Source organism: Acetobacter sp., from assembly GCF_022483985.1.
GTDB lineage: Bacteria > Pseudomonadota > Alphaproteobacteria > Acetobacterales > Acetobacteraceae > Acetobacter.
Genome location: NZ_JAKVME010000002.1, coordinates 176,826 through 195,463, shown reverse-complemented (window position 1 = coordinate 195,463; position 18,638 = coordinate 176,826). Strand labels below are relative to the sequence as shown.

General features: G+C 52.4%; 19 protein-coding genes. 8 read left to right on the top strand and 11 right to left on the bottom strand.

Annotated features, from left to right (window positions below; genetic code table 11):
• The first annotated feature begins 2 nt into the window (after positions 1 to 2).
• Positions 3 to 1,493 carry an efflux transporter outer membrane subunit gene (locus LKE90_RS12615; protein WP_291494624.1) on the top strand — a complete coding sequence of 497 codons (1,491 nt, stop codon included), beginning with the start codon at positions 3 to 5 and terminating at the stop codon, positions 1,491 to 1,493.
• Positions 1,494 to 1,812: 319 nt separating this feature from the next.
• Here LKE90_RS12615 and LKE90_RS12610 read toward each other — a convergent pair whose 3' ends face one another.
• The 3 genes from LKE90_RS12610 to lptB all read right to left on the bottom strand — a co-directional run bounded on the left by LKE90_RS12610 (position 1,813) and on the right by lptB (position 4,851).
• Complete coding sequence (locus tag LKE90_RS12610; protein WP_291494623.1) at positions 1,813 to 2,952, bottom strand: LptF/LptG family permease; 1,140 nt, start codon at positions 2,950 to 2,952, stop codon at positions 1,813 to 1,815.
• Between the two features lie 4 nt (positions 2,953 to 2,956).
• Positions 2,957 to 4,072, bottom strand: a complete 1,116-nt coding sequence (locus LKE90_RS12605; RefSeq protein WP_291494622.1) for an LptF/LptG family permease — start codon at positions 4,070 to 4,072, stop codon at positions 2,957 to 2,959.
• A gap of 62 nt (positions 4,073 to 4,134) precedes the next feature.
• On the bottom strand, positions 4,135 to 4,851 hold the full coding sequence (gene lptB, locus LKE90_RS12600) for an LPS export ABC transporter ATP-binding protein (RefSeq protein WP_291494621.1): 717 nt from the start codon (positions 4,849 to 4,851) through the stop codon (positions 4,135 to 4,137).
• A 119-nt stretch (positions 4,852 to 4,970) separates the two neighbouring features.
• Between lptB and LKE90_RS12595 the strand changes: the two genes are divergently transcribed.
• Both LKE90_RS12595 and LKE90_RS12590 read left to right on the top strand, forming a co-directional pair.
• Complete coding sequence (locus LKE90_RS12595) at positions 4,971 to 5,750, top strand: response regulator transcription factor (protein WP_291494620.1); 780 nt, start codon at positions 4,971 to 4,973, stop codon at positions 5,748 to 5,750.
• 130 nt (positions 5,751 to 5,880) lie between these two features.
• Positions 5,881 to 6,708, top strand: coding sequence for a HAMP domain-containing protein (locus tag LKE90_RS12590; protein WP_291494619.1), 828 nt, complete (start codon positions 5,881 to 5,883; stop codon positions 6,706 to 6,708).
• Between the two features lie 110 nt (positions 6,709 to 6,818).
• Here LKE90_RS12590 and LKE90_RS12585 read toward each other — a convergent pair whose 3' ends face one another.
• Positions 6,819 to 7,898, bottom strand: coding sequence for an IS5 family transposase (locus tag LKE90_RS12585; RefSeq protein ID WP_011252003.1), 1,080 nt, complete (start codon positions 7,896 to 7,898; stop codon positions 6,819 to 6,821).
• A gap of 30 nt (positions 7,899 to 7,928) precedes the next feature.
• Here LKE90_RS12585 and LKE90_RS12580 point away from each other — a divergent pair, with 30 nt between their 5' ends.
• From LKE90_RS12580 to LKE90_RS12570, 3 genes are all read left to right on the top strand, one after another.
• Positions 7,929 to 8,417 (top strand): sensor histidine kinase, encoded by a 489-nt coding sequence (locus tag LKE90_RS12580; protein WP_291501516.1) that lies wholly within the window; start codon positions 7,929 to 7,931, stop codon positions 8,415 to 8,417.
• Positions 8,418 to 8,478: 61 nt separating this feature from the next.
• Positions 8,479 to 9,732, top strand: coding sequence for a glycosyltransferase (locus LKE90_RS12575; RefSeq protein WP_291494296.1), 1,254 nt, complete (start codon positions 8,479 to 8,481; stop codon positions 9,730 to 9,732).
• On the top strand, positions 9,729 to 10,841 hold the full coding sequence (locus LKE90_RS12570) for a glycosyltransferase family 4 protein (protein WP_291494297.1): 1,113 nt from the start codon (positions 9,729 to 9,731) through the stop codon (positions 10,839 to 10,841). Before LKE90_RS12575 ends, LKE90_RS12570 begins: the two co-directional genes overlap by 4 nt.
• Here the strand turns inward: LKE90_RS12570 and LKE90_RS12565 are convergent.
• Positions 10,756 to 11,712 (bottom strand): hypothetical protein, encoded by a 957-nt coding sequence (locus LKE90_RS12565; RefSeq protein ID WP_291494298.1) that lies wholly within the window; start codon positions 11,710 to 11,712, stop codon positions 10,756 to 10,758. The genes LKE90_RS12570 and LKE90_RS12565 overlap by 86 nt on opposite strands.
• A gap of 199 nt (positions 11,713 to 11,911) precedes the next feature.
• On the opposite strand from LKE90_RS12565, the gene LKE90_RS12560 reads away from it, so the two are divergent.
• Both LKE90_RS12560 and LKE90_RS12555 read left to right on the top strand, forming a co-directional pair.
• The gene (locus LKE90_RS12560) at positions 11,912 to 13,129 is read left to right on the top strand and encodes a glycosyltransferase family 4 protein (protein ID WP_291494299.1); all 1,218 of its coding nucleotides are present in this window, start codon (positions 11,912 to 11,914) and stop codon (positions 13,127 to 13,129) included.
• The gene (locus LKE90_RS12555; protein ID WP_291494301.1) at positions 13,126 to 14,283 is read left to right on the top strand and encodes a glycosyltransferase; all 1,158 of its coding nucleotides are present in this window, start codon (positions 13,126 to 13,128) and stop codon (positions 14,281 to 14,283) included. Before LKE90_RS12560 ends, LKE90_RS12555 begins: the two co-directional genes overlap by 4 nt.
• On the opposite strand, the gene LKE90_RS12550 is transcribed toward LKE90_RS12555, so the two are convergent.
• The 6 genes from LKE90_RS12550 to LKE90_RS12525 all read right to left on the bottom strand — a co-directional run bounded on the left by LKE90_RS12550 (position 14,259) and on the right by LKE90_RS12525 (position 18,575).
• A complete protein-coding gene (locus tag LKE90_RS12550; protein ID WP_291494303.1) occupies positions 14,259 to 14,468 on the bottom strand; it encodes a hypothetical protein in 210 nt (69 codons plus the stop codon). The two genes, LKE90_RS12555 and LKE90_RS12550, sit on opposite strands and share 25 nt — an antisense overlap.
• 160 nt (positions 14,469 to 14,628) lie before the next feature.
• Complete coding sequence (locus LKE90_RS12545; RefSeq protein ID WP_291494305.1) at positions 14,629 to 15,042, bottom strand: DUF6691 family protein; 414 nt, start codon at positions 15,040 to 15,042, stop codon at positions 14,629 to 14,631.
• 5 nt (positions 15,043 to 15,047) lie between these two features.
• A complete protein-coding gene (locus LKE90_RS12540) occupies positions 15,048 to 15,470 on the bottom strand; it encodes a YeeE/YedE family protein (protein ID WP_291494307.1) in 423 nt (140 codons plus the stop codon).
• 121 nt (positions 15,471 to 15,591) lie between these two features.
• Complete coding sequence (locus LKE90_RS12535) at positions 15,592 to 15,783, bottom strand: hypothetical protein (RefSeq protein WP_291494309.1); 192 nt, start codon at positions 15,781 to 15,783, stop codon at positions 15,592 to 15,594.
• A gap of 10 nt (positions 15,784 to 15,793) precedes the next feature.
• Complete coding sequence (gene cydB, locus LKE90_RS12530) at positions 15,794 to 16,930, bottom strand: cytochrome d ubiquinol oxidase subunit II (RefSeq protein ID WP_291494311.1); 1,137 nt, start codon at positions 16,928 to 16,930, stop codon at positions 15,794 to 15,796.
• A 13-nt stretch (positions 16,931 to 16,943) separates the two neighbouring features.
• Positions 16,944 to 18,575: a cytochrome ubiquinol oxidase subunit I gene (locus LKE90_RS12525; protein ID WP_408737095.1), complete on the bottom strand. Its 1,632-nt coding sequence runs from the start codon at positions 18,573 to 18,575 to the stop codon at positions 16,944 to 16,946.
• Positions 18,576 to 18,638 lie beyond the last annotated feature (63 nt).

Here is an 18,638-nt window from a genome sequence, read left to right as displayed (position 1 = left end):
ACGTGCCCTCCCCATATCCCCGTATTGTCGTTGCTGTCCTGCTGTGTGGCAGCCTTCCGGCGTGCAATTTCTCGCCTGATGATCGGCCACCGAAAATCGACATTCCGGCCAGCTACAAGGAAGCCGACACGAGACAACCGGCGCAACCAACGCAAGCGGCGGTGGATTCCGCACGTGGGCCATGGTGGGAGCACTTTGGCGACAGGGTCCTGAGCAGTCTGGAAACGCGGATTGAGAACGCCAACCCGGATCTGGCGGCAGCCGTGGCGCGTTACGATCAGGCACGCGCTCTCGCTGCCGAGGCTGCCGCTGGGCTGATGCCGCAAATCGTTGCGGAGGGAAGCCTGAGCGACAACAAGCAGTCGCTGAACAGGCCCTTACGCATCCTTCCCAGCAAACAGCCAACATATTATGGCGCTAACCAGCTTGGAGCATCTGTCGGCTATGAAGTTGATTTCTGGGGGCGCATCCGCAATCAGGCCGCCGCGGGCACAGCTTCCGCTCAGGCAAGCGCCGCCGATCTGGCGACCATGCGCCTCAGCCTACAGGCGGAGCTGGCAACCATATATTTCCAGCTTCGTGGTCTCGACGATCAGATGGCCGTGCTGGATGACAGCATCGCAGCCTACCAGAAAGCCCGGGACCTGACGCAGCGCCTGTTCGACGCCAGGCTGATCCCCCGCATGGATGTCTTTCGCGCCCGGACGCAGCTTGAAGACGCCCGCGCCCAGAGCGCCGCTATCGCTGCCAGACGTGCCATGACAGAACATGCCATTGCCGTCCTGACCGGCACGGCGGCAAGCAGCTTTTCACTCCCCCCGGCAACGCAGATTTCCGCTCCACCCGCCGTGCCTGCCGGCCTGCCCTCGACCCTACTGCAACGGCGGCCGGACATTGCGGCGGCGGCACACAGGATCACCGCAGCCGCCAAGGTAGTCGGGACAGCCAAGGCTGCTTTTTTCCCCAGCCTGACTTTGGGGGTGGTGGGCGGTTTCCAGAGCGCCCAGATCGACATGCTTTCCGTGCATAATACCCTCTGGTCCCTCGGTCCGAAGGTGACGCTCCCGCTCTTCGAAGGTGGGCGGCTCAACGCCCAGAAATCGGCCGCTTACGCGCAGCTGCATGAAGCCGAAGCCAATTACCGCTCCATTGTGCTGGCGGCAGTTCGCGATGTCGAAGATGCTCTGGCCGAACTACGATGGCTTGAGCAGGAGGCGGCTGCCCGAAACGCATCTGCTGAAGACGCCCGTCGTACGTTTGATGCTGCGATGACACTTTACCGGCAAGGTGCCGACAGCTACCTCAACGTCGTGACGGCACAGGCTTCTCTCCTTCAGGAGCAGCAAAGCCAGCGTGATATCCGGATGCGCCAGTTACTTGCCAATGTCAGTCTGATAAAGGCGCTCGGCGGTGGATGGGAGGCGAAAGCGAACTGTTCCTCGCACGTCATGACAATCTCCCTCGTACGACACGCAATACCGTGCCCCTTGTAATCAAGGCGGTTTTACCATAGAAAGTTGATATTCATTTTTTGAAATTTCTTGGAATTCGCACGGTCTCTCGCTTGGCACTCAGCTTCCGAATGGAATATCCCCTACTGACGGGCGCTCAATGAGCGATGCCTGAAAAGCTGTATAAATAACGTCGCCTGATTGACAGCTTCTTCTACAAAACAAGAGATTTAGAGCGGCATCCGTTCAGGCTGGATCATGGATACCGCTCTAAATCATTGTTTATCGAGTAACTTCTGACCGGACATCAGAAGAAAATTCATCACAGGACCGCTCACCAAGATGCGTTTCAGACCGTTTCCTATCCCTGCCTTCCTTTTTGACATTTCAGGAAAACAGTCACTCCGCAAAACAGCATGACAGGCACTGACCATGCGGCAAGAGCAGCAGGCAACAGACCATTCTCGCCAAAAAGAATGCATGCGCGTCCGATTGAATGGACGGCATAGCCGACCAGTAGAATTTTTGTCACATTGGTCAACATGCCTGAACCGGTCAGCAGAACAGTCGAAAATACGCTAGCCGCCACAGCCATCATCACCACAAACATCGCATCCGCAAAAACTGCCTGTTCACGTGTCCGATAAACGGCAGGGTCATAACCGCGCGAAGGTCGATCGGCCAATGTCCTGACAATACGGAACGGCACATATTGCGGCTCCATTCCGATCACGCTGAGCCATATCGTATCGACAGATAGTTGAAGATCATGCTTCAGAAATCCTGTCGATGGACCGCCGAAAAGAATGCTTTCAGTCATCCTGGGATCATCCACGCCACCTCCCCAGAGCATACCGTCGCTCACACGCCAGAAAGAACTCTCCTCAATCTGCCTTGCTTCTTTTGCATGAACGAGTTCGACGAGTTTTTCCGGACCTTTAAAATGAAAAAATGAAAGATCTTTCAGATGGACAATACCGTCTGCCTGAAAAACCCTTGTACGCAGCAGGCCCTCAGGCAATGCGATCCACTGAAAGTCGCTTGCGCGTGAGCGATCGAGACGCTGACCGTCGCGCCCCAGCCTGTCCCGCGCCTGAATCGCCATCGAAACCGGCCCGACCCAGGCATCCAGAACCGTATCGACCGATCCAAGAAGAAGCCCGAGAAGAAGCGCCGGCATGAGGCAGCCCATCGGTGAACGACCGCTGTTCCAGATGAGAATCCTTACGCCGGAACGGGTCTGAAGATATTCGGCAGTCAGAACACCCAGAAAGGTCGCAAACGGGATGAGAGGCACAAGAAGCCACGGCGTCCGCAAAACGCAGAACCATAGAATAACGCGCACGGGATGAGCCGGTGCACCATCCAGCAGAAGACCGATCTGGGGCAGAATATCAATCGTCAGCGCCACAAGCCAGAGAATGGCGAGGATCGAGCCGACCTGCCAGAGATAGGTTCGCAACAGATAGCGTGTGTAAGACCCGAAAGGTGCCAGAAACATTTTTTCAGGCCCTGCCAAACTGTGGGCGAAACAGCGTGTTCTGCAAACGCCATGTCAGAAAAATCAGGGAAACACATCCCCCGATGGTCATGAGAACGAGTTCTGCAATCACCCTTTTTTCATGGAGAAACGCCCCGGCATGCACGATCCATTCAAAGCCAAGATCAAGCGACATCAGGCCGCCACAGGCAACCGGCAACACCACATACTGCATCCGCCGCGACGTGAGACAGACTGCGGCGCAGGCCAGTGCTGGCGCCATGAAACACAGTAATATCCGCCCGATCCGTTCCGCCTGTATCTGATACAGTTTGCCTGCGTCAGGCAAACCGGGCTCCGACGGCATCCCCAGCAGTTCCGGAGATGTCAGTTCGCTGCCATCAAAGCCGCGAGGCTGAAAGGACAGAAGCTCGGACAACCGTACCCGCCTGTCACCCGAAGTGAAGGACTCTGCCTCGACCGGACAGGGACTGGCTGCTGCCGAACTCAGCCTCATATCGAAAATACGCCACGATACGTTGTCAAAAAACAGAGACAGCACGCCCCTGATTTCAGGAGTTTCCGATCTGGCGCTGCCTGCGAGAATAATTTTTACGCAACTGTCTCCATTCGGTTCATAAATAAAAAGATTCCTTTTTTGTCCGGGAAGTTCCGCCCTCTCACGTGTCGCAGGCGCAAAAACGACATTTTTTTCCAAAACATAAAACTGTCCTGTGGCGCTTCCTCCTGAAAGCGCCAGACTCTGCGCGTTGAACAGAACCACGCGCTGCGCATAAAGCGACAGAGGGTTGATGACACCCGCCACGAAAAAAGATGTCATCGCCGCCGCACATGCGAGCCCAAAACATGGAGCCAGCAGCCCCCGCGGCCCCATGCCTGCTGCGCCCATGACAAGAAGCTCTCTCCCCTCCCGCATATCGATCACGGCCCTGTAAGTCGCGACGAGAAAAGCGATTGGAAGAGCGAGGTCAAAAATCTGTGGTATATTGAGGACAAAGATGAAAAATGCTTCATAGAATCCGGCGTGATGCCGCAGAACGTCGCGAAATATCATCGGAAACCGTTCAGACAGAAACATCGCTTCAATCAGCAGCATGACGAGGCCCGTAATGCGTGCCACATCACCCACAAAAAGCCATATTCGCGCGGAAAATAACCTCCGCAGCCAACTGAAGTCACGAATCATAAATGAAACATCTCACCCAGGTAGATCAGGCGAACAGTGGGATTCCTGACGAGTTCTGCTGGGGTCCCCTGCGCCAGTACACATCCGTCGTGAATGATATAAGCACGGTCCACAAGACGGAGGAGTTCAACCGCACTGTGATCCGTAATCAGAACCCCTGTTCCTGAATCTACGATTCTGCGAATTATTCTTATCATTTCGGAGAGATTTACAGGATCAACTCCAGCAAACGGCTCATCAAGCAATGTAAATGACGGCCTGCATGCCATTGTAACGGCAATTTCACATCGACGTTTCTGCCCACCTGATAAGGTAGAAATCCGGCTGTCGGCCAATGAGGCAAGCCCGAACTGCTTCAGGATACGGACGATTTCGTCATGACACCCTCGCCTGCTTCCTTTGCGTGTTTCCATCACAATCATCAAAGCCTGTTGAACGCTCAGATTACCCGGCAAAAAACTGTTTTGTGGCAAAAGAAGAATACCACGACGAACACGTTCATAAACGGTTAGTAAAGTTATATCGAATCCGTCGAGTTCTATGCGTCCCAGATCTGGAGACAACAATCCTGTCAGCATTCCGAACGTCGTGGATTTTCCAGCCCCATTGGGGCCAAGAAGACCAACAATCTCCCCACGCCCCACTTCCAGACTGATGTCCCTTACCACCGTCCGGTCAGCAATATTCTTTGAAAGACTGAAAGCCGACAGCATGCAACCCGATATTCTGATCAAGCATAAACCCCGAAATCGGGATATATCATGATACTCTAAAAACCAGATGAAAGACCCGGACTTCTCATTAAATATTCACAACATGAATGTCTTTTTCCGTGAGTCCCGTATCCGCCACCTACCAATCTTCTGGTACGTCCGCTATCGTCTTTCACATGACTGGCCTTCCTTCGCAAAAAACGCGTATTCTGGTCGTTGAAGATGACCTGCACACGGCAGCGGCGATTTGCAGCAGTCTTGAAGACAGTAATATTGCCACAACATCTGTATCTGATGGTGTTCAGGCACTGAATGCTTTCAAGGAAAACTTCTGGGACCTTATCATTCTGGACCGCATGCTGCCGGGGTTCGACGGGCTTTCCCTCCTGTGCGAATTACGGAGGATCGGACGAAAAGACCCAGTGCTCCTTCTGACTGCCATAGACAGTATTCTTGAAAAAGTCCGCGGTCTCAACCTCGGAGCTGATGGATATCTCGCCAAACCCTTCGACCTGCGTGAACTGACGGCCCGCGCGCACATCCTGCTCCAGTCAACAGAACGCAGATTGCCTGACTGCACGAAATTGACATTTGAAGACTTGGAGCTGGATGTCGTGAGCAGAAAATTGAGCAAGAACGGACACCGCATCCACCTCCAACCACAGGAATTCAAGATTCTTGAATTTTTTATGAAGCATCCAAGGAGGATTCTTACACGTGATATGATCTTCTCATCCGTGTGGGGTATCGAATTTCCCGTACGCAGCAATCTCCTCGAAAGTCATATTTCCAGATTGAGGCAGAAAACAGAGCAGCCGAGCGGTCCGGTGATCCACACGATCAAGGGCGAAGGGTATGTGCTCGGCAGCTACCGTCCAGATAAAGTATTCGGAACCTGAAACCGCTACGGTTGTCATGAAAATCAACAAGCTGTCAGCCGTAAGGCTGGCTTACATCTTCACGCTGCTTTTTCTGCTGCTCGGTACCTGCGTGACACTCTCGCTCGGATACGAGATGCGCTCCGTTTTCATGCGACAGATCAATGAGAACCTCACCAGTGAAGTGACTGAAGCGTACGGCAACAACGTGGGATTGCACGACGTCGCCCATCTTGCGCCAAATGTTAAGATTTTTACTTTGACAGACCGGGAGTATCACTATCTTCTTCAGGACAGTCAGGGACATGCCATCGCTGGCAATCTCTCACCGCTGCCCCCGGTTGCAGGATTTCGCTGGATTGAAGACCCCGGGGCAGACTCTGGGCACAGCCAGCGCCTTTACGGTCTGGGAATAAAGCTTGTTGACGGCGGTTATTATTTTGTTGCTCATGACACTACATCAATCGACACACTCAGAAACAGTATTCTGGAAACCGCCCTCATAGGCTCCGCAGCCTTTCTTCTTTGTGGCCTTGGCGGTGGCGTATTCATGGGTGCGCTTGTCCGCCGACGTCTGATCGTAATCGGACAGACATTACAGGACATAAAGAAAGGTGATCTTACAGCACGCCTGCCTGTTGCTTCAGGACGGGATGAACTGGACGATCTCTGCGAAATGTTCAACGATGTTCTTAAGCAGAACGAGCTCCTCATAGAAAAAATACGACAGGTCAGCAACAACATAGCGCACGATATGCGCACCCCCCTCACCCGGCTCAGGCATCGACTGCAACGGGTTGTTTCAGGTCCGCAGGATGACGTGCAATCTGAAACGCAACTGGCGATCGGAGATCTGGACGTATCTCTTGAAATATTTTCATCATTACTACAGCTTGCAGAAATTGAAGCCATCTGTGACCCGAGAACATTTTCCTACGTCGATCTATCCGATGAGGTGGAGGGTTCGAAAAACCTTTGATTGACTTCTCTTGTGCCTGATTTCAGGTTTTTAGCGTGTTGACTGCTGCTTCCCTGGTCTAACTTTTACTCTGGGTTTTGAGCAGAGCGATGGTTTCCTGCTCTGGATTGCTACGCGGCGGCGTTAATCCGCTCCAAGAGGAGAAAGCGGCGCATATTATAGACGATATTGGCCAGCCCGACCCTCATGGTGGCCCGCGTTATGCCTACGGTTCGGACGAACAGCCCCGTCTGTGATTTCTGATCGGCAAAGACATGCTCGACACGCGACCGGATAACGGACTTTCCTGCGTTGGATCTCTGGATATGGCGTGGCATAGGCTTGAGATGCGGCTTTTTCCTGTGAACCTTCGAGACAAAGCCCTGCTTTTCCATGAAGTCCTCATTGGCTTTTGAGCGGTAGGCTGTGTCTGCCCAGACCGTTGAAGCTGTATTGCTTTTATCAAGCAGGCCCTCCCTCAATCGCGCGCCATCACTGGCGGCGGCATCTGTCGTCTTCCATTTGCGGATCAGCCGAAATTTCCGGTCGATGGAGATGTGCGATTTATAGCCAAAGAACGGGATGGCCAGATCTGTTGCAGGGATACTCCCGTCCTCCTGTCGCTTCGCTTTCGTGAACTTCAGGGTCCAGCGCGCATGCCTGTCCTTGTGGGACAGCTTTGACGGCTTGTCCTGCCAGTCCTGAGGGATCCGTCCTTCACGCAGATCCGCCTTCTCCGCATTGGTATTGCGCTGCTTCGGAGCCGCTACCAGCGTGGCATCCAGGATCTGGCCTGACATCGGCAGATAACCAGCGTTACGCAGGGTTGCGTCAAAGCGATTGAACAGACCACCAATCGCACCAGCCTGGGTCAGACGCTCTCGAAACAGCCATACCGTTCTGGCATCAGGTACACGGTCCGACAGCCCCAGACCTAAAAAGCGCATGAAGGAGAGACGGTCGTTGATCAGGTATTCCGTCCGTTCATCGGACAGATTGTTGAGTGTCTGGATCACCAGGATCTTGAACATCAGCACCGGATCAAACGGTGGACGCCCGCCTTTGCTCCCGTCTGAATAGGCCAGTGCCTTGTCCAGTTCCGGGCGGAACACCTCAAAATCCACAGTCCGGGAAAACGCTTCAAGCTGGTCGCCAAGACCGCTTAACCGAGCAAGCCGCTCTTCAACGTCAAAAAATCCCGCCTGTTTCATAGCGCCATTCCTCCAACCAGAACCAGAAAAATGGAATCACAGCGTAGGCCTCAATACCAAGAGGTTTTTAGAACCCTCCAGGTCCAGAAATGTCTCGAAATTTTCGAATCCATCGCTGAAGACAGTCACCACAAAATTCAGGCATCTTTTGCTCCTCACATCCTGATCCGTGCTGATGCTGTCCTATTACAACAACTCGTATGTAATATTCTGGACAATGGCCTTATCCATACCCCGCCTGATACAGTAATTTCCATTTCTGTTACTAGGACAACCAACCAGGCAGAACTCTGTATAGCTGATAACGGTCCGGGAGTTCCTGTGAATCTGCTACCAAAGCTGGCTGAACGCTTTTTTCGGCTTGACCGTAGCCGTTCCACGCCGGGAACAGGTCTCGGTATCAGTCTGGCCAATGCTATCACTGAGCATCTGGGAGGCGTATTCATTCTGGAAGACAATATGCCGGGTCTTCGTGTTTTGATTACCTTCCCTCTGTTTGACCAGCCCGCTGTCAACTGAAGCCATCGCAACCGTGCCAGATCCTGCTCTCCGCTCCTGTTTTCCTGAAAAAGACAGACCTTTGAACGTCCTGTTCATCAATGATACATCCCGGAATGGCGGTCCGGGACAGACACTGCTCAATATTCTGAAATATCTCGATTCAGATAAGATAAAACGTAGCGTGATGCTTCCGCAGGAAGAACTTGTCAGCCGTCGGATCAGAGAAAACGGAGCTGCCGAGATCATCATCATCGAGCCTGCGATGCTCGAAAATCTTTTCCAGCCTCTTTCCCGCGTCATGACACGTCATGATTTCGAAGCGCCCTTCATCCTGCGCTGGACAAGAGCGGCCGGGAATATCGGACGCGCCATTTTGGGTATGGTACGGCTCGCCTGTCGTGTCAGACGAGAAGGCTACAATGTCATTTTCTGCAATGGAACGACAGCATGTTTTATCGGTGGGCTGCTTGCCGTGCTACCCAAATCCCCCCCTGTTGTCTGGCACGTTTTTTATCCGGGAGTCCCACCTTGCCTCCGCTCAGTGCATCGATGGCTCGCCTCCCGAAGCGGCGTCAAAGCGATCATCTGTGTTTCTCGGGCTGTAACACCCCAGTTTCGCATTTCGGACAGAAAGCTTCAGGTTCTGCATGACGCCATAGATCTTGGCGTTTCAGGCATGTCAGCCGAGACGGACCTAGCCACAACAGGATCATTACGTGCAGAACTTGGAATTGACGACAACGTCGTGCTGTTCGGCGCACATGGTCGCATTCTTCCGCATAAGGGATTTTATGAACTGATCGAAGTAGCTCGGCTCTTATTCACGACATTAGGCTCTGATGCAGCCTCACGATGTCAGTTTGTCGTGCTGGGCGATACACCACAGGATTCGCCTCTCGATCACCTCACTCTCTGTCGGGAAAAAGTCAAAGCGCTGGGAATGGAAGGCTTCATGCATTTCATCGGATTTCGTGCGGATGTGCGACCTTATGTGGCTGACTTCGACATCGCTATGGTGCCAAGTGTTTATCCCGACCCACTTCCCCTGTCTGTCATGGAGGCAATGGCAATGGGCAAGCCCATTATCGGTTTTGATATGGGCGGTATTGGAGAAATGGTCCGAAACGGACAGGATGGTGTACTGCTTCAGGGTAAACCCGCCGATATTTCAGGCATGGTACGAGCATGTCACGACGCTCTGGTCGAGCCGGAAAAGTGGCGCCTTCGTGGTCTGGCCGCACGACAGCGGATCAAGCGGGATTTTGATGCCCAGCCTCACGCTACGACCATACAGAACCTTCTGTTAAGTCTTGCCGCGAAGGAAAAGACATGACTCTTCAACGCAAAGTCGTTCACGTCGTGGTTGCAGGTTCCATTGGCGGGGCCGAGCGACTGTTGGTCGATCTGGCAACCCGGCCAACAGAGAGTAATGCACAGCATTCAGTCGCTCTTATGACATCCAATCCTGCTTTACGGACAATGTTAACCGACCATGGCATAAGGGTCAGGGATAGAGGCATCGTACACGACGATCCCTTATCCTATCTGTGGCGCGCTTTTGGGCCACGTGATGTCCGTTGGTTAACAGGCATCCTGCAGGAAGAAAACGCAGACATTGTCCATGTACATACCTACGCTTCCCATATTATTGGGGTCAGGGCGGCACGACGACTTCACCTTCCTGTTTTAAGAACCGAGCACGGTATCCAGCATTATACCGATATCAGTTGCTCACTTTTCAGAAACTGGGCGTTACGCCACACAAACAGTATTGTTGCGGTCAGTGATTACGTGCGCAATTTTGTCGCTCTGCGTGCGCCTTTCGTCCGAAAGCATCTTTATACCATCCGAAACGGCGTGGACTCAGAGTATTTCTCTGAACACCTCCCGCCATCTGACAAAACACCCCTGACTCTCGCCCTGATCTGCCGCCTGGAACCATGGAAAGGGGCGCATCTTCTGATTAAGGCTGTTGCCCGTGTACCCGGGGTTTATTTGAAAATTGCTGGCGATGGGAGTCAACGGCAGACACTCGAAAAACTCGCCATCTCCCTCGGTGTGCACGATCGAATCACCTTTATGGGGTACCAGCCTGATCCACGTCCCGTTCTCGCTTCATGTCATCTGGCCGTTAACACATCATATGATGAACCGTTGGGCTTGTCCGTCATGGAAGCCCTTTCAATGGGGCGTCCCGTCATCGCGTTCAGAGGTGGAGGCATTCCGGAAATCGTGCAGAACGGCAGTACCGGCTGGCTTCTCGATCATCGGACAACACAGGCGCTCGTCATACAGATATCCCATCTCGTCGATAAACAGGATTTGATTGCCCGCATGGGAAAAACAGCCAGAGCATTTATTGAAGATCAGGGTCGGATCGAAACAATGTCTCAGGGCTACGCCCAGGCTTATTCTGCCCTCGACTCCTCCATGCTCCCCTGACCCGTGACGTCATAACCAACAGAAAGTCCAGAATCTGCGGAAAAACTGTCATAATGATAAGAACCGCTGCAACGTGCGGGCGGGATAAATCCAACGCTCCAGACAACTCCAAGCCAGCCCCGAGAAAAATCAGTTCTTTACCGGGGATGAAAGGCAGACGGGACAGAACGAAACGCAGAGCAACAAAATCAAAACACAATATCAGCCCATTCAGGGCTCCCGACAACCACCACGCCAGAACCTCCAGAAAGAAATTGATGATACTTCGCGACAGATGCATACAAAATGTCCATGCCATTTCGCGATGCGTCAGATATGTAAGGTGTTTGCGTCCGAAAACGATGACAAGACAGGGAACAAGTGGCAGCAGGGCTACAGCAAGGATTGAGCCGTACCAATTCCTCAAAATTTCCTGAACATTATTGTGACCAAGAAAAATAAAAAATAGAAAGACTACACATAACAAAGCCAGACCAGCCACTCCTGAAAGCAGTGTGGAGTCCCGGACAACCTGCATCAGTTTTTTTGTCTCTATTCCAAGAGTATTTTTCGCCCATAGGAAGAAATATGCCTCACCGGAATATTCTACTACCATCGCATTGAGATAGCGCTTCTGAAAAAATACTGCCGGCGTCAGTCGAGAATCGCTTGTCAAAAGCCGTCTATAAATGATCCACTCTGAAATCGGCAAAAGAACATAGGCAAGAATCTGAAGAAGATAAAAAAACGGATTTTCAGGCCGGGCATACCAGACCTCTAGCCAGCCAATCTTCGACAGGTTCCTGACAAGCAAAATCAGAAAAATTACGGGAATAATCCACCGAACTGTGAGCTGAATGCGATGGATTATTGATTGTATAAACGAAAACACTTTTTTCCGAATTTCTCTCTATATATACAGGGCATACACACAAAGTTCTTATTAAAGACATGCCAACGTAATTGAATTTCGTCAACTCTATTGTTATAATTTAATGAAATTGTGGCAATTTAACTTCAAAACATCCATTTTCGTACGATATAGCGTTGCGACACAACCTCTCTGGTGATTGAAACGCATGAACACTGTCATGACTTCCCATCGTCGCATGGCAATCCGGGAACCAGACACAATATTACCAGAATGTGGTCTATTTTCTTCCGAAGTAAAATCGTCGCCACTTCGGGTAGCAATTGTGGCCAGTTCATATAACTACATACGAGACGGTGTCGCGCTGACGATGAATCGATTGGTCGATTATCTGGAAAGTCAGGGCGTGGAAGTCCGCATATATACACCTGTTTCAAAACAACCTGCATTCGATTATAAAGGAACCGTCGTTCCTGTTCCTTCGGTCGCCCTTCCGGGACGAAACGAATACCGGCTCGCCTTTGGTCTGCCTCGGGGAGAAATCGAAAAATTCAAGCCTGATTTAATGCATGTCGCGCTGGCTCCTGATCCGCTCGGATATTCGGCACTCAGGATTGCACGAAAACTGAAAATTCCTCTCGTTGCTTCCTATCATACGCGCTACGAGACTTATCTCAAATATTATCCCGGCCTTTCAATTTTCAAATCACCCCTCAAACGATATCTTTCAAAATATTATTCAAATTGTCAGGAAATTTACGTTCCAACACAGTCTATGATCGACACACTTATTACCGACAATCAGAAAGGCAATCTCATTCTATGGTCTCGCGGTGTTGACCCGCAAATGTTCAATCCGGTCCACCGTTCAAAAGACTGGAGAGCAATGCATGGAATTTCCCCTGATGAAATAATCGTTCTGTTTGTTTCTCGTCTTGTGCGTGAGAAACAGCTTGGCATTTTCGCCGCCACCATCAAGGCTCTCAGAGCACGCAATATTCCCGTTCGACCCGTTGTTGCAGGAGATGGCCCAGCGCGCGCAGAACTGGAACGGGAAATTCCTGACGCAATATTCCTTGGCTTTCAGCAGGGCCAGGATCTCGCAACCACATATGCCTCATCAGACATATTTCTCTTTCCGAGTGAAACAGAGACTTTTGGAAATGTGACTCTGGAGGCCATGGCGTCCGGACTGCCCTGCATCTGTGCGAACGCCACAGGGAGCCAGTCTCTCGTGCAAGATGGCCTTACGGGTTTCCTTGCCAGACCTCACGACGTGGAGGATTTTACCGCTCATGTGGCTGATCTTGCCCTTGACCCGATTAAACGCGGTCGCATGAGTGCTGCCGCACGTGCCCGGGCGCTGACCTTCTCATGGGATGAAACCATGAAAAACCTTCTAGCCAGATATAAAACCATTGTACGGATATTCCATTGAAAATAGTTGATATTTCAGAGTTCTATTCACCAACGAGTGGCGGTGTCCGTACATATGTTGAAGAGAAGTTCAAGGCCGCAGAAAGAAATGGCCACAGCCTAGCTGTTATCGCCCCCGGACCGGAAGACAGCATCGAACGCCGGGGAGAGGGCCAATTGATATGGGTTAAAAGCCCTCAACTTCCCTTTGATACCAATTATCATATGTTCATAAAAAAAGCGCCTGTCTGGCGTATTCTTGATAAATTGAAACCGGACTTTCTGGAAGGCTCATCCCCCTGGCGTGGAGGATGGATTGCCGGAACGTGGCCAGGATCTGCCCCACGTGCGCTTTTCATGCATGCTGATCCTGTAGCCGTCTATCCACAGATGATGCTTGAGAGTTACTTTGCACCCGACACGATTGATACGATGTTCAGCTTTTTCTGGCGTTATCTCCGCCGTCTGAACGATCATTACAATGGTTGTATCGTTGCGGGTCAATGGCTAGCTTCACGGTTTTCAAAATATGGCTTAAAAAACCTGCACACTGTACCATTTGGTATCGACAGTGAACGTTTTTCTCCGGCTTACCGGAACGAGTCTTTACGCCAACAGATGCTGACTCAATGCGGTCTTGGACCAGAAGCTCTTCTCGTCATCATTATAGGTCGACATCATCCGGAAAAACGGGTGGAAATGCTGATAGACGCTGTGACACTGGCACAGCGAACCAGACAGATTGGACTTTTCATTATTGGAGATGGTTTATTTCACAAGCGCATTTGTCGAAAAGCATCACAGACAAAACACGTCCATATCGCGGGACGTGTAGATGATCGTGAATTGCTTGCTGGCATGACAGCAAGTGCCGATGCGCTTCTCCATGGTTCGACTTCAGAAACCTTTGGATTTGTTGTTGCTGAATCTCTTGTTTCTGGAACTCCTGTGATTACACCTCGTGCAGGAGGTGCTGGTGAACTCTCCTCTCCACAATGGGCAGAGATCTACAAACCGGGCTCTGCCTCCGATGCCGCAAATGCCCTGCTCCGACTTGCTGCCAGAGAGCGCACATCGCTGTCGGAACAGGCTTACCAAGCGGGCCTGCGTCTTGGCAGCATGGAGCATCATTTCGAACGTCTCTTCGAGCTTTATGCCTCGATGAGAAAAATTTGACCGTTCTTTGCCACTATTATTGTATTTTTCTCTGAACTGTAGAGGCGCTGTCGGTCCGCCTGCGCGACGCGCATGGCGTTCAGGCCGGCACGGTGATGCTGTTGCGCTTTTTTCAATCCGAAGGGATCAGCTTCAAAAAAAGCGTGCTGTTCTGCGAGCAGGATCGGCCTAGCGTGCGTTGCCATAGTAGTCAATGCTGCCTCGTCTCCCATGCTCAGCAAGCATGAAAGCATGATCTATGGATTGCTCTATAATTTCAGGTCATGGCAACCGGAGCAATACCAGAGACGTATCAGTTGCCCTTGAAAATCAGCACAGGAGAAAGTCTATTTACACCATTATACTTCAATAAGAATCGGCAAGCACTCTTCGCAGAAGCATTCCCGTTATCATGGCAGTAACAAACAGGCAGGCAGGGCCTGGTTCGATCGCCAGCATGACAATAGCCGGGCCGGGGCAGATTCCCGCCAGCCCCCAGCCAATGCCGAATAGCGCAGCACCACCCAGCAGGCGGCTGTCTATCGCAGTTCCGGTCGGCAGATTAAATCGTTCGGCGCAAACAGGTTTGCTCATCCGCCGAGACAGACGGTACCCCACAAAAGAAACGGATACCGCGCCACACAGCACGAAGATCAGCGTGGGATCCCACTTGCCAGCCAGATCGAGAAAGCCGAGCACTCTGACCGGATCGACCATTCCTGAAAAGACAAGACCCAGTCCGAACAGGACGCCACACCCCAGAGCAACCAGAATATTCATCGGTCTTATCCTCCGAGGTGATGAACAATAAAAACCGTTATGAAGGCCGTGAGCATGAACGTGGCGACGGCCGCAGCCGAGCGGGGCGACAGCCGTGCCAGACCACACACACCATGACCGCTGGTGCAGCCCGAACCCATGCGCGTGCCGAAACCGACCAGCAGCCCCGCGAGCACAAGCATCGGCCAGGGCGTCACGACATGGACCGATGGCCAGATGCCGGTCACAACACAGCAGAGCGGAACCGCCACCAGAAGCCCTGCAACAAATGCAATATTCGCCTGCGTCGTCCGGTCAAGAGGACCTAACAGACCATCGAGTATACCACTGATGCCGACAATACGCCCGTCAAGCAGAAGAAAGATCGCGGCGGAAAGACCGATCATCATTCCGCCGCCCGTTGCCTGAAGGATGTGCATCCAGCTCATACGCCCGCTTCCTTCAGTTCTCAGGGAAACAGCCGTCGTACGTAGATGACCGCTGCAATGTAAAACGTCAGATAGAGCGCGGGAATGAAGAAAATAATTCGTTCCAGATCACCCATCATGATCAGATTTCCTTTTCCGAAGTGCTTTCATCCTGAGCATCCAGCAAAATAGCGCCAGCGCCGGAGATGAGAATGATCATCACCGTCCCGACGACCCATGCGAAATACCACGGCCCCTGATCGCCGACGAAAACGGCGAACAGAAGCGCCACGACCAGAACCGCAGCCAGACCAGCCAGACGTATGATATTCATGACATTCCTTTCAGTAACTATGACTATCGTGAATTATGTCAGCAGTCCGGACCTTGCCGCGCATGACGTAATAACACCAGGATGTGTAGCAAAGGATCAGCGGCACAAAGATTGAGGCGACCACCAGCATACAGGTCAGACCATAGGCGCTGGCTGTGCTGTTCCAGATCGTCAGACTTTGATCAGGCGCCGTGGACGAGGGCATAAGAAACGGAAACATCGCGACGCCAACAGTACCAATCGTGCCGATCCATGAACCGACACCCGTCCACCAGGCGACAACAGGACGATCGGCCTTCACCATTGCCGTACCGAACAGCATGCAGAACACGCCAAGCAGCGGTAAAAGCCACAGGATCGGATGGAGTTGGAAATTATCCAGCCAGCCGCCGACACTGACGGTCACATGCTGACCCTGCACCGGATTGGCGGGCATGCCGGGATTGGCGTCATTCAGATGGAAACCGTTCAGACGCCTTATGAAGACACCACCGATTAGAAACAGGGCGGCAGCAACCACGCCGCCGCGCATCGCATAACGACGGGCTCGGCCATGAATCGGCTCTTCGGAACGCAGCATCAGCATCACACCGCCCTGATAGACGCTGAGAGCCACCGACATCAGTCCGCACAGAACCGCAAACGGATTGATCAGATAGGAAAAAAACGATTCATCCTGATAATACTGACCGGTCCAGCCAAAATGATAACCCACTCCTTCAAGCACATTACCGAAGGCCGCGCCGTAGATGAACATCGGCAGAGCACCCGAGATCAGGAAAACACCGTCCCAGCTTGCACGCCAGCGTTTGCAATCAACCTTGGAGCGATATTCAAAAGCCACCGGCCGTAGAATCATGCTGAACAGCAGCAGAATCATGACAACGTAAAAGACTGAGAACGAGGTGGCGTACAGTGTCGGGAAAGCAGCGAAAATCGCGCCACCGCCGAGAATGAACCAGACTTGATTGCCGTCCCAGTGTGGGCCAATGATGTTGAGCGCGGTCCGACGCTCACCGTCATTACGACCGACAAAGCGTAGCAATGTGCCCACACCCATATCCATGCCGACCATCACGCCCAGCCCGATAAACAGGACACCCAGAATACCGGCCCAGACAAGTTTTAGAATCGCGTAAGTATCCATTTCAGATAACCCCTTACGAAGACAGGGAGGATGCAGCGGAAAAAGCATCCTTTCTGTCCGCGATGACACTCAGATGTCCGTCGTGCGTAGCGTGTGAGTCATGATCGGGACCAAGCCGGGCGTATTTGAACATCAGAAACAGTTCGGCCGCGATAAAGATGGAATAGAGCAGCGCGAAACCGGCCAGTGAAAAGATCATATAGCCAACACCGTGGCTGGACGCGGACAGGAAGGTCGGCAGACGGTTGAACACGGTCCAGGGCTGACGGCCTGCCTCTGCCGTAATCCACCCGAATTCTGTTGCCAGAATGGGAAGCGGAATCGACCACATGCACAGTTTCAGCAAAAGCCGGTTCTTTTCCAGTTCGTTCTTCAGACTGACATAGGCGGAAAGCGCGAAGACAGCGAAGAACCACAGGGACAGAAACACCATGATCCGGAAAGCCCAGAAGGTGACAAAAACATTCGGAAGAATATCTGGCTTGGTCTGCTGCACGATAGTATTGAGCTGGTCATCCGGGATGTTCGTGACATCCTGATTCGGGGCATGACGCATGGCCAGAAAACCAAAGCCCATATCGGCTTCATGCGCCCTGAACCGTTCCAGATCCACAGCATCATGGGTTCTGCCATACTGATGCAGTGCTGAAACAGCCTGAATACCTGACACAATATGTGGTCCGGCCTGCTCTTCCAGTTCAATCATGCCGGTGATCGGCGTTTCGAAAGAGTGTGACACCAGTGGCGTCAATACAAAAGGAACACCGATTTCAAAATGGTTTTCCTGTTTTGCGTCATCAGGCAAGGCAAACGCCAGCCAGGGCTCGAATGGGGGCTTGCTGGTGTGCCAGAGTCCCTCGATCGCGGCGATCTTGGTGGGCTGGTGTTCGTAATCAAGACGTCCGAGCACATCGCCCAGCGTGATCACGGCAACAGTCGAAATGATACCGAACAGCGCCGCCATGCGGAACGAACGTGCGGCAAACGCCTTGTGTTTCCCACGCAGGATATAGAAGGCGCTAATTCCCATCACGAACATGGCCGCTGAAACGTAACCCGCGACCGATGTATGCACGAACTTCGCCTGTGCATCCGGATTGAAGATCACCTTTACCACGCTGTCGAACTGCATGCGCATGGTGTCCGGATCGAAATGCCCGCCTTCGGGCATGTTCATGCTGGCATTGGCCACCAGAATCCACAGCGCAGACAGGTTTGATCCCAGAGCCACCAGATAGGTGATCGCCAGATGCCCCTGCTTACTCAGACGATCCCATCCGAAAAACATCAGACCAACAAAGGTTGATTCCATGAAGAAGGCCATCAGCCCCTCAATGGCCAGTGGCGTGCCGAACATATCTCCGAAAAAACGGGAATACATCGACCAGTTGGTGCCAAACTCGAACTCCATGGTGATGCCGGTGGCGACGCCGATGGCGAAATTGATACCGAACAGCTTGCCCCAGAACTGGGCCATGTCCTTGTAGATCTGCCGTCCGGTGACGACGTACACCGTCTCCATCGCCGCCAGCATGAAAGTCAGCCCCAGTGTCAGCGGGACAAACATGAAGTGATATAACGCCGTCAGCGCGAACTGAAATCGCGACAGATCGACGACGTCCGGATTGATAAGGTCCACGATCATTTCTCCTGATCTCTGTAATCTGACCCGCACGTTTCCTGTGCGGAATCATGGTCGTGCCGTTCG

Bases quoted from the DNA above. Each gene is read 5' to 3' on its own strand.
- LKE90_RS12540 (WP_291494307.1), bottom strand. From the start codon at position 15,470: ATGAGCTGGATGCACATCCTTCAGGCAACGGGCGGCGGAATGATGATC.
- LKE90_RS12610 (WP_291494623.1), bottom strand. From the start codon at position 2,952: ATGTTTCTGGCACCTTTCGGGTCTTACACACGCTATCTGTTGCGAACC.
- LKE90_RS12545 (WP_291494305.1), bottom strand. From the start codon at position 15,042: ATGAATATTCTGGTTGCTCTGGGGTGTGGCGTCCTGTTCGGACTGGGT.
- LKE90_RS12535 (WP_291494309.1), bottom strand. From the start codon at position 15,783: ATGAATATCATACGTCTGGCTGGTCTGGCTGCGGTTCTGGTCGTGGCG.
- LKE90_RS12560 (WP_291494299.1), top strand. From the start codon at position 11,912: ATGACTTCCCATCGTCGCATGGCAATCCGGGAACCAGACACAATATTA.
- LKE90_RS12570 (WP_291494297.1), top strand. From the start codon at position 9,729: ATGACTCTTCAACGCAAAGTCGTTCACGTCGTGGTTGCAGGTTCCATT.
- cydB (WP_291494311.1), bottom strand. From the start codon at position 16,930: ATGGATACTTACGCGATTCTAAAACTTGTCTGGGCCGGTATTCTGGGT.
- LKE90_RS12525 (WP_408737095.1), bottom strand. From the start codon at position 18,575: ATGATCGTGGACCTTATCAATCCGGACGTCGTCGATCTGTCGCGATTT.
- LKE90_RS12550 (WP_291494303.1), bottom strand. From the start codon at position 14,468: ATGGCAACGCACGCTAGGCCGATCCTGCTCGCAGAACAGCACGCTTTT.
- LKE90_RS12585 (WP_011252003.1), bottom strand. From the start codon at position 7,898: ATGAAACAGGCGGGATTTTTTGACGTTGAAGAGCGGCTTGCTCGGTTA.
- LKE90_RS12590 (WP_291494619.1), top strand. From the start codon at position 5,881: ATGCGACAGATCAATGAGAACCTCACCAGTGAAGTGACTGAAGCGTAC.
- LKE90_RS12580 (WP_291501516.1), top strand. From the start codon at position 7,929: ATGGAATCACAGCGTAGGCCTCAATACCAAGAGGTTTTTAGAACCCTC.
- lptB (WP_291494621.1), bottom strand. From the start codon at position 4,851: ATGCTGTCGGCTTTCAGTCTTTCAAAGAATATTGCTGACCGGACGGTG.